This is a genomic window from Croceicoccus mobilis (genome assembly GCF_001661965.1).
GTDB lineage: Bacteria > Pseudomonadota > Alphaproteobacteria > Sphingomonadales > Sphingomonadaceae > Croceicoccus > Croceicoccus mobilis.
Genome location: NZ_LYWZ01000020.1, coordinates 280,506 through 293,874, shown reverse-complemented (window position 1 = coordinate 293,874; position 13,369 = coordinate 280,506). Strand labels below are relative to the sequence as shown.

The following is a 13,369-nucleotide window of genomic DNA, read 5'->3' as shown; positions in this document are numbered from 1 at the left end:
CTCCCTTAGATGTTGAGTTCGCTGGGGCGCTTGGCCCGCAGGTAACCGGCGACCCACATGCGGGTCAGCACGACCGCGGTAAAGACCGAGGTGATGATGCCGATGATGAGAACGATGGCGAAACCGCGGATCGGGCCGGAGCCGAACAGGAACAACAGCACGCCCGCGATGACGTTCGTGATATTGGCGTCGAGAATGGCGCGGCGCGCTTCGCGATAGCCGACTTCCACCGCCTGCACCACGCGGCGGCCGCGGCGGCGTTCCTCGCGGATGCGTTCGTTGATCAGCACGTTGGCGTCGACCGCCGCACCCACGGTCAGCACGAAACCGGCAATACCGGGCAGCGTGAGCGTGGAGCCAAGCAGAGCCATGATGCCAAGGATGAGCAGCACGTTCAGCAGCAGCGCGAGATCGGCGTAAAGGCCGAAGCGGCCATAGGTGACGACCATGAACACCAGCACGATCACGCCGCCGATCAAAAGCGCGAGCACGCCCTTTTCAATCGAATCGGCACCGAGGTCGGGACCGACAGTGCGCTCCTCCACCACGGCGAGGTCGATCGGCAGCGCGCCCGAACGCAGCGAGATGGCGAGATTATTCGCCGTATCCACGCTGAATCCGCCCGAAATCTGCGCCTGACCGCCAAGGATCGGCTCGTTGATATTGGGGGCCGACAGCACTTCACCGTCAAGAATGATGGCGAAAGGACGGTTCACGTTCTCGGTCGTGAGCGCCGCGAATTTGCGCCCGCCTTCGGAATTGAAGGTGATGTTCACCACCGGCGCGCCGTTCTGGTCATAGCCCTGCTGCGCATTGGTCAGCTGGTCGCCCTGAATACCGCCCAGACGCTTGACCGCGATCACGCCCTGCTGGCTGGCATCGGGCGCGAAAGGCAGGATCTGGTCGCCCGGAGGGGCGATGCCCTGCGCCAGCTGGTCGGGCAGCGCGGTCGTGTCGACCAGCTTGAATTCCAGCTTGGCGGTCTGGCCCAGAAGCGCCTTCAGCGCGGCTGGATCCTGAAGGCCGGGAACCTGCACGACGATGCGGTTGTCGCCCTGCCGGATGATGGTCGGCTCACGCGTGCCCAGTTCATCGATACGGCGGCGCACGACATCGGTCGCGGTGTCCATCGCGTTTTCGACGGCCTGCTCCAGCCCCACGTCGGTGGGCGACAGCACGATGCGCTGCCCGTCCATCACCTCGAGGTTCCAGTTGCGCTGACCGGTAAGCCCCACGCCTTCCAGCTGCGGAAGCAGAGCTTCGCGTGCGGCGTCGACGTCGCTGCCATCTTCCAGCATGAAGGACAGATTGCCGTCGGCGGTGGAGATATCGCCGATGGCGATCCCCTTCTCGCGCATGGAATCGCGCACGGTCTCTTCCATCGCGGCGAGGCGAAGGCCGCGCACCTGCGCAGTATCGGCCTCAAGCAGGATGTGGCTACCGCCGGCAAGGTCGAGACCCAGATTAATCTCTGGATCGGGCAGGGAAGACGGCCATTGCGCGCCCGCCAGCATGGCGATCGACGGCGCGGCCAGCAGGATGCCGAGGGCGGTTATGCCCCACAGCCAGACCCGCTTCCACGTGGGAAAATCAAGCATGGAAAGCTATGCCTTCAATCGTTGGCGGGCTTTGCACCGCCCGGGGGGATCACATCGCCAAGCGTGCTGCGCACGGCCTGCACCTTCACGCCCTGCGCCAGTTCAAGCTCGACGTAATCGTCGGAAAGCTTGATCACCTTGCCGATCAGCCCACCGGCGGTGACGACCTTGTCGCCCTTCTTCAGCTCGGCAAGCTTGGCCTGGTGCTCCTTCATCCGGCGGCGCTGGGGGCCAAGGATCAGGAACCAGAAGATCGCGCCCATCGCGATCAGGGGAAGGAACTGCATCCACGCAGGCGGCGCGGACGAAGAGGTCGCGGCGGCGAGGAACATGAAAGTGCTGGTCATGTCAGACGAACCGATGCTTTCAAGAAAGAGATGGGATGGGCATCGGGGCTGCATTTCGCCACCCGTCCGCCATGGATGGCCGCGCGCCTAGCAGTATTAAACAAGCGAGGCAAACCCGGCGCGTCGGCACCTGAAGACATGCCGCATGAACCGGCCGTGACAATTTCCATGTCACAACGGCTTGCGCCATCGAAAATGCCCGCCTATAGGGCCGCTGTCCGGTCGGGACGTAGCGCAGCCTGGTAGCGCATCACACTGGGGGTGTGGGGGTCGGAGGTTCGAATCCTCTCGTCCCGACCAACTTTCGCCAACCGGCATTGTCCGCGGCGGAAACCCACCCTTCCCCAACAATCCTGAATTTTCGAAACAGCGGGCGTTTTAACCCGTGATCGCGACGCGCCGAATCGACGCGCGCTTCCGTTCGATCTTGACTTTGTTCGGTCGAACGAATTACCCAGCTCCCAATGAAGGAAAAGCTTCTCGAAACGGCGACCTGCCATTTCTCGCGCCTTGGGTTTGAGGGTGCGGCGACGCGCGCCATCGCGGCGGATGCCAATACGGCCATGTCGTCAATCACTTACCATTTCGGCGGCAAGGAAGGGCTCTACATCGCCTGCGCCCGCCATATCGCGGAGCATATCTCGGCCCGCTTCGATCCGATTCTCGATTCCATCGGCGATCCTGCCCGGCAAAGCCGCGATCAGGCCGTCAAAGCCCTCCACGCCCTTCTCGAAGGTTTCGCCCGCATCATGCTCGATCCGCAATCGGAACGCTGGTCGGGCTTCATCGTGCGTGAACAGCAGGCCCCGACCAAGGCATTCGACGAACTTTACAGCGGCATGATGAACCGCGTGATCGAAACGGTCGTCAGCCTGATCCGCTGCGCGCGAAGCGACCTGAGCGAACCGCAGGCGCGCGCCTGCGCCGTCGCGCTTTGGGGGCAGGCCATGACCTTGCGCATAACACGTGCATCGGTGTGCCGGGTCATGGGCGTCGAAACGCTCGACACCGCGACCGCCCGCATCCTGATCGACCAGTTCCACGCCAACACCGAACTCGTGCTGACCGCCGATATGGAGAGCTCTGAATGAAACGCCGCATCATCGTCGGTATCGCGATTGCCGCGCTTGTCGTCATCGCCATAGCCACCAGCGGCTTTGGCCTGATCGCGCGGCCCGCCGGCCCGCTCACCCTGTATGGCAATGTCGATGTGAGAGAGGTCGAGATGGCCTTTCAGGCGTCGGGCCGGGTCGAGGAAATCCCGGTCGAGGAAGGCGAACGCGTCGAGAAAGGCGATCTGCTTGCCAGCATCGATGCGTCGCAGGCGCAGGACCGTTTGCGGCAGGCCGATGCGGAGCTGGCGCAGGCACGCGCCAGTCTTGCCAAGCTGCAGGCAGGCAATCGCCCGCAGGAAATCGCCAGCGCCAATGCGCGGCTTTCCGCCGCCCGCGCCGCGCTGGACAAGGCGCAGCAGGATTATGATCGCCGCCAACCGCTGCTGGAAACCGGCGCGATCAGCCGCGCGAACTGGAAGGCGACCGAGACCGCGCTGGAAACCGCGCAGGCACAGTATCGCGAAGCGGCAGAGGCGGCATCGCTGACGCGGCAGGGCGCAAGGCGCGAAGACATTGCCGCCGCCCGCGCTCAGCTACAGGCGGCAGAGGCCGCGCGTGGCTCGGTTGATACCGACCTGTCATTTACGCGGCTGGAGGCGCCGGTCGATGGCGTCATCATGACCCGCGCCGTTGAACCGGGCAGCCTGGTCGCACCGGGCGCGACCGCATTTACCATCGCGATCGACAGGCCGATGCGGGTCCGCGCCTATGTCGCGCAGACCGATCTGTCCCGTATTTCCCCCGGTATGAAAGTCACGGTGACTGCAGACGGTAATCCCAAGGAATATCAGGGCACTATCGGCTTTATCTCACCGCGCGCGGAATTCACGCCGAAGCAGGTCGAGACCGAGGATTTGCGCACCGATCTGGTCTATCGCCTGCGCATCATCGTGTCCGACCCGGACGATGGGCTGAGGCAGGGGCAGCCGGTCACGGTCAATGTCCTCGCCGCTCGCGCGCCCGCAGAGGATTGAGCGTGACGGGCGATGCCCACCACAGGGACGCGGTTGCCCGCGTATCCGGGCTGTCGAAGAATTTCGATGGCGCGGAAAAGCCTGCCCTGTCGGATGTTTCGCTGGAAATCCTGACGGGCCGCGTGACCGGACTTGTCGGCCCCGATGGTGCGGGCAAGACCACGCTTATCCGCATCCTCGCCGGGCTGATGAAAGCCGATGGCGGCGAAGTCGAGGTGCTTGGCGGCAAACCGGGCAGGGATCTCGCCGACATCGGGTACATGCCGCAGCGCTTCGGGCTGTATGAAGACCTCTCGGTCGAACAGAACCTGCAACTCTATGCCGAGATGCGTGCCCTGCCGCGGGAGGATCATGACGAGACCTTTGCGCGGCTTCTGAAATTCACCGATCTCGACCGTTTTCGCGAGCGGCTGGCGGGCAATCTTTCAGGGGGCATGAAGCAAAAGCTCGGCCTTGCCTGCGCATTGGTGAAGACGCCGCGCCTGCTGCTGCTCGACGAACCGGGTGTCGGCGTCGATCCGATCTCGCGGCGCGAGCTTTGGGCCATGGTGCAGGACCTGCTGGGCGATGGATCGGAAACCGGGCAGATGGGTGTGCTGTGGTCCACCGCCTATCTCGACGAAGCCGAGAAATGCGACACGGTCTATCTGCTGAGCGAGGGCGAACTCCTGTTCGAGGGCGATCCCGCCCGGCTCACAGGCTCCGTCGACGACCGCGTCGTCCGCCTTACCGGTTTTGAGCCGCGCCGCCGGCAGGTGCTGACACGGATGCTGGATCGCAGCGACGTCCTCGATGGCACGATCCAGGGCCGCTCGGTCCGGCTTTTGCTGCAGGACAAGGACGCGCTGAAGGGCGAGTCCGGTTTCGATGTCACCCCCGCTACCCCGCGCTTCGAAGATGGCTTCATCGAACGGCTGGGCGGCGGACCCAAGGGGACGAGCGCACTTGCCGAACGCTATCGCAGGATTGAGCCAGGGTCGGGCCCGGCTATCGAAGCGCAAGGGCTAACCAAGCGTTTCGGCGACTTCACCGCTGCACATGATGTCAGTTTTTCAGTGCCTTACGGGTCCATCTTCGGACTTCTTGGTCCCAATGGCGCGGGTAAGTCGACCACGTTCAAGATGCTCTGCGGCCTCCTCACCCCGACCGATGGTTCGGGCGCGGTGGCAGGCCATGATTTGCGCACATCGGGCGGAGAGGCGCGCGCGGCGCTGGGTTACATGGCGCAGAAATTCTCGCTCTATGGCGAACTCTCCGTCCAGCAGAACCTGAACTTTTTCGCCGGCGCCTACGGGCTGAAGGGCTCCGATGCGCGGGCTGCAGTCGAACGCGTGACCGATATTTTCGAGCTGGGCGACCGGCTCAGGACCGATGCCGGCACCCTCCCCCTTGGCTTTAAACAGCGCCTCGCGCTGGCAGCGGCCGTGCTTCACGAACCGCCCGTCCTGTTCCTCGATGAGCCGACCAGCGGCGTCGACCCGGTCACGCGGCGTGAATTCTGGATGCACATCAACGGCCTTGTCGAAAAAGGTGTCGCCGTCCTCGTCACCACGCATTTCATGGAAGAGGCGGAATATTGCGACGAAATCACGCTGATCTATCGCTCCGAACAGATCGCGGGCGGCACGCCTGACGAGTTGAAAGCCGAAGCCGCGCAAATGGCCGATCTCGACGATCCGACGATGGAAGACACGTTCATCGCCATGATCGAGGCGAGCGACGCATCCCGCCAAGAGAGCGAAGCGGCATGAGCGCGGCCATCGACAAGAGGCGCCTTTTCGCCATGATCGCCAAGGAGACGCGGCAGATCCTGCGCGATCCGGCGACGGGGCTGATCGCGTTTTTCCTGCCGATCCTGCTTTTGTTCCTGTTCGGCTATGCGCTCAATCTCGATTCCACGCACACCAGCATCGGCATCGCGCTGGAGGATGAAAGCGCCGCCGCGCAGTCCCTGGCAGGCGCTTACCAGAACAGCCGCTATTTCGACGTGCACATGGCGCGGACGGTCCAGCCGCTAAGGGATATGATGATCTCCGACGAGATCCGCGGCATCGTCGTGATCCCGCAGGATTTCGGCAAGGGCTATGCGCGCGGCAATCCGCCGCGCGTGCAGATCATTACCGATGGCACCATGCCCAATACCGCGAACTTCACCCGCTCCTATGCAGAAGGGGTGCTTCAGACATGGCTAGCGAACGAGGCTGCCGACAGGGGCACCTCACTCGAACCGCCGATCTCGCTATCGCTGCGCTTCTGGTATAATCCATCGCTGCAGAGCCGCATGTTCCTCGTGCCCGGCGCCATCGCCATCGTCATGACGATGATTGGAACGCTGCTGACGTCTCTTATCATCGCGCGCGAATGGGAACGCGGCACGATGGAGGCGATGATGGCCACCCCCATGCACATGGCCGAATTCCTCGCCAGCAAGATCGTGCCCTATTTCCTGCTGGCGCTGGTCTCGATGGTATTGTGCACGCTGCTTGCCGTGTTCGTTTTCGGCGTGCCTTTGCGCGGATCGATCTGGGGATTGCTCGCCATTTCGGCGGCCTATCTGATGCCTGCGCTGGGGCAAGGCCTGTTCATCTCGGCCGCGACGAAAAACCAGTTCGTGGCAAGCCAGGTCGCGCTGCTGACAGGCTTTCTGCCGACGTTCCTGCTCTCGGGATTCCTGTTCGAGATATCGTCCATGCCGACATGGATCCAGGCGATCACCTATATGGTCCCAGCCCGCTATTTCGTGCCATCTTTGCAAAGCGTGTTTCTGGCGGGTGACATCTGGGCGCTGATTATTCCCAATATCGGGATCCTCCTTCTGTTCGGCGCGGGCTTTTTCGCCCTGTGCATCCGTGTCACGAAAAGGAGCCTCGACTGATGGGGGGCGCGCTGAAAGCCACGATCATCAAGGAGTTCTGGGCCCTGCTGCGCGACCCCAAGGGGCGCATCACGCTGGTGCTGCCGCCGATGATCCAGCTGGTGATCTTCAGCTTCGCGGTCACGCTCGACGTCAACAACGTCGATGTCGCCGTGCTCGACCGGTCGGGCGGGTCGGCCAGCATCGAACTGATCCAGCAGATCGAGGCCAGCCCCAGTTTCGACGAGGTAAAGCTGCTCCATTCGATGGAGGAGGTGCGCCGCGCCGTCGAGACACAGGACGTGATCGCCGCGCTTGTGATCGAGCAGGATTTCGACCGCGACATCGTGCGCGGACAACCGGCGAGTGTCGGCGTCATTCTCGATGGGCGCAAATCGAACGCGGCGCAGATCGTAGGCGGCTATCTCACGCGGATCGCGGCCAGCACGGGGGCGGTGGTGTCGGGCAGTCCGCTTGCCTCACGCGAGGCAAGCGCCCCGATAAACTGGTTCAATCCAAACCTTGAATATATCTGGTTCAACATGCCCAGCCTGCTGGTCATCATCGTCTCGGTCGCCGGGCTTTCGGTGACCGCGCAATCGGTCGCGCGCGAACGCGAGATGGGCACATTCGACCAGCTGATGGTCAGCCCGCTGACCGTGCCGCAGATCCTGATCGGCAAGATGATCCCGCCGTTCTGCGTGGGGCTGTTCAACGGCACGGTCTATCTGATCGTCGCACCACTGGTGTTCGGCGTGCCCTTCACCGGCTCGCTGGCGCTGTTCTACCTCGGCCTGTCGGCCTATCTCCTCTCGCTGATCGGCGTGGGGCTGTTCGTCTCCTCGCTGTCGATGACGCAGCAGCAGGCATTTCTGGGCAGTTTTGTCGCGACTGTCCCGGTCATCCTGCTCTCTGGCTTTTCCAGTCCGGTCGAGAACATGCCCGGCTGGCTGCAATTCATCACCTATGGAAATCCGGCGCGCTATTTCCTCGAACTCTCGCTTGGCCAGTTCCTCAAGGACATGCCTGCCGCCGATGTCTTCGGCCTGCTCTGGCCGCTCCTGCTGATCGCCACCATCACCATATCCGCCGCGGGCTGGCTGTTCCGCGCGCGCATGGAGTAATCCGATGTCCACCCGCCCTTTCCGCACTTCTCTCGCCTGCAGCACGCTCGCCCTGATCCTGTCCGGCTGCACGGTCGGCCCCGATTATGCCGCGCCCGATACGCAGGTGCAGGACGCCTGGGTCGAACAGGCGGAGACCGGCACTATCGATCCGGCATGGTGGCAGAATTTCGGCGATCCCGAACTGACCGCCCTGATCGAGCAAGCGCTGGCAGGCAGCCCGACGCTTGCCGAAGCGCGGGCACGATTGACCGAGGCGCGCGCCAATCGCGATGCCGTGCTGGGCCAGCGGCTGCCGCAATTGTCTGCCAGCGGCGCCGCGACAGAAAACCGGTTGAGCGAAAACGGGCAGCTCCCGGTTTCCTCAATCCCCGGATTCTCGCCGGAATACAGCCTGTTCGACCTCGGCTTTGATGCCAGCTGGGAAATCGACCTGTGGGGCCGCCGCACTCGCGAGGCGCAAGCCGCCAATGCGCAGGCGGGAGCAGCCGAGGCGCAATATCAGGGCGCTCTGGTCCAGCTGACGGCAGAGATCGCGCGCAGCTACATGGACCTGCGCGCAGCGCAGCAGTCTTCCGCCCTCGCGCGGGAGGCGGCGGATACGGCGGATGAACTTTCTGCGCTGACGACGCAGCTTTACGATGCGGGCGAGGCCAATCGCCAGCAGGCCGATACCGCCAGCGCCGAGGCAGGCTCCGCGCGCGATGCCGCGGCGCAGGCCGCGACTGCCGAGGCTGCGGCAAGCTACAGGCTGGCCGCGCTGACCGGGCGAAAGCCCGAGGATATCCCGCCTGCCCTGCGCCAGTCCGCCCCGTTGCCAGACGCGCCCGAAAGCATCCTCGTGGGCCTGCGCTCCGACCTTTTGCGCCGCCGCCCCGATGTGCGCGCTGCCGAACGCCATCTTGCCGCAGCGACCGCGCAGGTGGGTGTCGCGACCGCCGATCTCTTCCCCCGCTTTTCGCTGATGGGCGGTTTGGGCACGCAGGCGCGCGATGCGGGCGATCTGTTCGACCCCGCCTCAACCCGATTTTCCATCGGGCCTGCTTTTTCATGGCCGATCTTTGCGGGCGGCTCTATCCGGGCGAAGATCCGCGCCGCCGATGCCGCCAGCGATGCCGCAGCCGCAGCCTATGAACAGGCCGTGGTCGAGGCGCTGAACGACAGCGAAGCGGCCATCAATCGCTTTATGCAGGCGAAAGGGCGCGCCGACGCGGCGACAAAGGCAGCAGCCGATCAGGAACGCGCCTTTGCCCTTTCCATGCAGCGTTTCGACGCGGGGGAGGACAATCGCCTGTCCCTCGACCAGGCGCGGCTGGAACTGCTCTCTCGCACCCGCGCAGCCGTTGCGGCAAAGGCCGAGGCGGCGCAGGCCGCAGTCGCCCTGTACAAGGCGCTGGGCGGAACGCCGGACGCTCCCGTGCAGGAAGCCGAAGCACCTGCGCCAAACTGACCGCGGCCAAAGGAACGAGAGGCAGGCGGGAACCCACTGCTTGCCCAGCCAGTTGATCTCGTGCAGGTGCTCTCGTGCATTTGAGGCGGCAATCCGCTTCGCCCGAAGCCCTGACGCCCGTCCCTTACCCCTCCCGCCAGAGGCCTGTCTTGCTCAAACATTTCACCGGTTCGATCATCTTCACCGTCATCGCGCTTGCGCTGGGCGCATTCGTGGGCTGGGAATATTCCGGCACGTTTTCGGGCATGATCTCAACGCTTTGGATCTGCGTCGTGCTGGCGGTTCTGGAAACCTCGCTCTCGTTCGACAATGCCGCGGTGAACGCCACGGTGCTGAAGGACATGGACCCGAAATGGCAGCACCGCTTCCTGACATGGGGCATCGCGATCGCCGTATTCGGCATGCGAATCGTATTCCCGATCGTCATCGTCGCGATCGCCGCGTCGCTTGGCCCATGGGGCGCGCTGATGCTCGCGATCGAGGAGCCGGAGCGTTACGCCTCGATCATGGAGGATGCGCATAACGGGCTGATGGGCTTTGGCGGCGCTTTCCTCGGCATGGTCGGCCTCAAATATTTCTTCGACGCGGACAAGGAAGTGCACTGGATCCGCATCCTTGAACGCCCGCTGGTGAAATTCGGGCGCCTGCAGGCGTTCGAAATCGGCGTTATGATCCTGGCCCTGCGGGGCACCTCGACCCTGCTGGATGGCGAAGAACAGCTGACCTTCCTCACCGCGGGCCTCTTCGGCCTTGTCACCTTCATCGGCGTGGAAATGATCGGCGATGTGCTGGGCGCGCCCGAAGGCACGACCGAGGCCGCCGCCCGCTCGGGCCTTGCCTCGTTCCTCTATCTCGAAGTGCTGGACGCCAGCTTCTCCTTCGACGGGGTGATCGGTGCATTCGCGCTTTCGACCAACCTGTTCGTGATCGCCATCGGCCTTGGCATCGGTGCGATGTTCGTGCGTTCGATGACGATCTACCTCGTCCATAAGGGCACCATGAGCGAGTATCGCTATCTCGAACACGGCGCGTTCTATGCGATCATCGTGCTGGCCGCGATCATGTTCCTCAACGTGCGCTTCCACATTCCCGAAGTCGTCACCGGCCTGATCGGCGCGGTGCTGATCGGGCTTGCCTTCCTCAGCTCGGTTCGCTGGAACCGCCGGGAACGGGCGGAAGCGGAGGCTCTGCCGGAGGCGTGACTTCTTCGGCAGAAGCAGACCGCAATATCTTGGAATAGAACCAGCCGATCCCGATCAGTGAAAAGCCGAGACCTGTAAAGCTCGCGATGCGGGCAAGCTGGTCCAGCCCCTGCGTGTCATAGATAAACACCTTGCACACCGCCGCCAGCATCAGCACGAGACTGCCGATGCGCCAGCTGCGCGTTCCCGATTTCGCGCCCCAAAGCAAGAAGCCGATGGCAAGAACGATGCCAAGAAGCGAACGGAGCAGATCCTCTGTCTGACCGACCGGCGGGCTGGTCAGGACACTGCCTGCAAATGCCTGGCGCAGTTCCGACAGCGCCAGGAATCCGATCAGCGCCATCAGCGCCCCGTCGCTTGCCACCCTGACCCAGCGGGATTGTTCTTCATCCGCTGGCAGCATCACGCGGCCCATCAGCAGCGCCGCGATCGCAATGCCATAGGCGATGATGAGCAGGTTCGCGACCGGCGTGGCCCCGACCGCCTGATCGGCCCAGAGTGGGTTGAAGATCAACCCGGTATAAATTACGAAATGCCCGAGGCTGAGGCCGGCGAATACCGCGGCCACCCGGCGAAGCGCAGGCAGCCGGTCGCGCATTTGCCATGCCAGCACGGCGACGCCCAGCAGCAGAGCTTCCCACACCGTGCGTTCGGCAAGGCCGTAGGTAACGAAATCGCGCCATTCAGGGATGCTGTCGGACCGTTCGCGTATCGCGAAGACCAGCTTGAACCCGACATGGAAGACCGACAGGCCAAGAATTCCCGCTCCAGCGCGCATCATCCATCTTGGCACGATGGCCATGTGCCCGTGCGCCCAGCCCAGCGCCGCCGCCACGACCGCTGCCGGGGCCACGAATTGCAGCATGTCCTTGAACCCGGGGAAATCGCTGACAAGCCCCGGCGAGCCGGAAAGAGTGAAGCCCGATGCGCCCAGCCACCATGCGAAGGGATAGGCCGCCCAGACCAGCACGATCGCAAGGCTCGTGCGTGCAGCCCAGTTCCGCTGCGGCAGACCGAACACCAGTCCAAGCGCGGTGATGGCCGTCGCCCATGCCATCCAGTCCAAAGGCAGTACCTGCGTCACCCCGGCATAGGCGGTGGCAACACAGGACGCTTCGAGGATGCCTGCGCGCCAACCCGAAGCCCCGATCCGCCATGCGCCCAGCGCCGGCAGCACGGCCAGCGCCAGCCCGGCCAGAGCGATCGGCAGCACGAATTCGTCGATACCCGGCACGAAATGCCAATAGGCGGCAAGAATCAGCGCAGGCGGCATGACGGCAAGAGCGGCCACATCGGCTCCCTTGCCCCGGCCGAGAAAGACATGCGCAAGCGGCACACCGGCAAAGATTGCCGCCATGGCCGCGCCGACCAGCCCGAAGGTCCATGGATCGGGATCGAACCAGAAACCCATCATCCATGCCGAGACGCCGCCTGCTATCGCTGCAGCTTCACGCAGGCCGGGGTTCTTCCACCCCAGACCTGCCAACGCGCCGCCCAAAAGGGCGTAAAGACCCCAGCTCAGCGGCTCGTAACCCGAATTCTCGAGCAGCACCGCCATCTGCAAAGCAGCAAATCCACCCAATGCAATGCGAAGGAAGCGGCTTTCCTTCAACTCAGGCAACACCAACGCAGGCAGCAGTGCGCCCACGATGACGAGATAAAGGCCGACGCTGACCAGATCACCCCGACTGGTCGGATCGACCAGCAGCATGAACAGCCCCCAGCCAAGACCGCCCACGATGCCTGCAAGGCCAAGCCAGCCGCCACGCGCCCAGCCGCCGCCTTCGTCGAAACGGCCCTGCCTGCGCGCCGCATGGCCAAGCCCGCCTGCAACCAGTGAAAGATAGATGGCCAGCAGGGTGATATTGCCCTCTTCGCTGCCGACCAATGCCGGGGCGGCAAAACCGCCCACCAGCGCCAGGACCGCGCATGGCAGGCCAAAGCGGAAGGACAGCCCCAATGCCGCCGCGGTTACCAGCGCGAGGCCGACAAAGGCGGTGCCGGTCCCGATCAGGCCGTAGAGCGATCCTGCTAGATAGATGCTGGCATAAAGCGTGGCGAGGCCAGCCCCCGCAAGCGCCTGCGGCACGCGGGGATCGGCGACGCGTTCCTTGAAGCGATATGCCAGCTCCGCCCCGCCCAGCAGTGCAAAACCGAACAGCAGCCCCAGAACCACACGCACTTCGGGGCCGAGAATACCCGCATCTATCGCATAGCGCGCAAGGAAGAAGCCCGCGACAGCAAGGGTGATGCCGCCCGCCCACATGGACAGCTGCCGGCCGAACAGTTCCTCGAAATCAAGACTGAAATCGAGCCCGGCGACACGCTCCCCGAAAGAGCGCGAAGGTGCAGAAGCAGCAGGTGCGGAAGGCTCGACCAAGGGTGTCGAGGTTGTGGGAGCGGGAGTTTCGTCAAATTTCGCCGGTGCAGACTTCGGCCGGATGGTCGGCACAGAAGCGCTGCGCGCCACGGTCGCGGGTCGGCGCGAGGCCGCCTCCGCCGCCTCGGCATCGCGAGCGGCTGGCGCACGCCCATGCGCCATCTCCCGAGCCTCGATCGCGGCAAGATCGCCACGGGTTTCCCGCAGCTCCTTTTCCAGCCCGTCGACCCGCTTCCAAAGTGCTGCGAGCAGGCCCGCACCAACGAGTAAGAGGAAGAATTCCACGCAACACCCCCGTCTGACAGGCGCGCACGGCCAGCCGGCC

Annotated in this window: 10 protein-coding genes and 1 tRNA gene; 8 read left to right on the top strand and 3 right to left on the bottom strand. The window is 64.0% G+C overall.

The annotated features are described in order from the left end of the window. Positions 1-5 precede the first annotated feature (5 nt). Both secD and yajC read right to left on the bottom strand, forming a co-directional pair. Complete coding sequence (gene secD / locus A9D13_RS06595) at positions 6-1,598, bottom strand: protein translocase subunit SecD (RefSeq protein ID WP_066771717.1); 1,593 nt, start codon at positions 1,596-1,598, stop codon at positions 6-8. Between the two features lie 14 nt (positions 1,599-1,612). Then, positions 1,613-1,945 carry a preprotein translocase subunit YajC gene (gene yajC / locus A9D13_RS06590; RefSeq protein ID WP_066771712.1) on the bottom strand — a complete coding sequence of 111 codons (333 nt, stop codon included), beginning with the start codon at positions 1,943-1,945 and terminating at the stop codon, positions 1,613-1,615. A 223-nt stretch (positions 1,946-2,168) separates the two neighbouring features. On the opposite strand from yajC, the gene A9D13_RS06585 reads away from it, so the two are divergent. The 8 genes from A9D13_RS06585 (at position 2,169) to A9D13_RS06550 (ending at position 10,664) form a co-directional block, all read left to right on the top strand. Next, positions 2,169-2,245, top strand: a tRNA-Pro gene (locus A9D13_RS06585). Positions 2,246-2,409: 164 nt separating this feature from the next. Further along, entirely contained in the window at positions 2,410-3,036 is a 627-nt protein-coding gene (locus A9D13_RS06580; protein ID WP_066771711.1) for a CerR family C-terminal domain-containing protein, read from the top strand. Next, a complete protein-coding gene (locus A9D13_RS06575; RefSeq protein WP_066771710.1) occupies positions 3,033-4,034 on the top strand; it encodes an HlyD family secretion protein in 1,002 nt (333 codons plus the stop codon). The genes A9D13_RS06580 and A9D13_RS06575 overlap by 4 nt, the downstream gene beginning before the upstream one ends. A 2-nt stretch (positions 4,035-4,036) precedes the next feature. Next, on the top strand, positions 4,037-5,785 hold the full coding sequence (locus A9D13_RS06570) for an ATP-binding cassette domain-containing protein (RefSeq protein ID WP_066771709.1): 1,749 nt from the start codon (positions 4,037-4,039) through the stop codon (positions 5,783-5,785). Next, positions 5,782-6,909: an ABC transporter permease gene (locus A9D13_RS06565; RefSeq protein WP_066771707.1), complete on the top strand. Its 1,128-nt coding sequence runs from the start codon at positions 5,782-5,784 to the stop codon at positions 6,907-6,909. The genes A9D13_RS06570 and A9D13_RS06565 overlap by 4 nt, the downstream gene beginning before the upstream one ends. Further along, positions 6,909-8,012, top strand: coding sequence for an ABC transporter permease (locus tag A9D13_RS06560; protein ID WP_066771705.1), 1,104 nt, complete (start codon positions 6,909-6,911; stop codon positions 8,010-8,012). The genes A9D13_RS06565 and A9D13_RS06560 overlap by 1 nt, the downstream gene beginning before the upstream one ends. Before the next feature lie 4 nt (positions 8,013-8,016). Continuing rightward, complete coding sequence (locus tag A9D13_RS06555; RefSeq protein WP_066771701.1) at positions 8,017-9,462, top strand: efflux transporter outer membrane subunit; 1,446 nt, start codon at positions 8,017-8,019, stop codon at positions 9,460-9,462. A 149-nt stretch (positions 9,463-9,611) separates the two neighbouring features. Beyond that, on the top strand, positions 9,612-10,664 hold the full coding sequence (locus tag A9D13_RS06550; RefSeq protein WP_066771699.1) for a DUF475 domain-containing protein: 1,053 nt from the start codon (positions 9,612-9,614) through the stop codon (positions 10,662-10,664). Here the strand turns inward: A9D13_RS06550 and A9D13_RS06545 are convergent. Continuing rightward, complete coding sequence (locus tag A9D13_RS06545; protein WP_066771695.1) at positions 10,603-13,329, bottom strand: DUF2339 domain-containing protein; 2,727 nt, start codon at positions 13,327-13,329, stop codon at positions 10,603-10,605. The two genes, A9D13_RS06550 and A9D13_RS06545, sit on opposite strands and share 62 nt — an antisense overlap. Between the last annotated feature and the right edge of the window lie 40 nt (positions 13,330-13,369).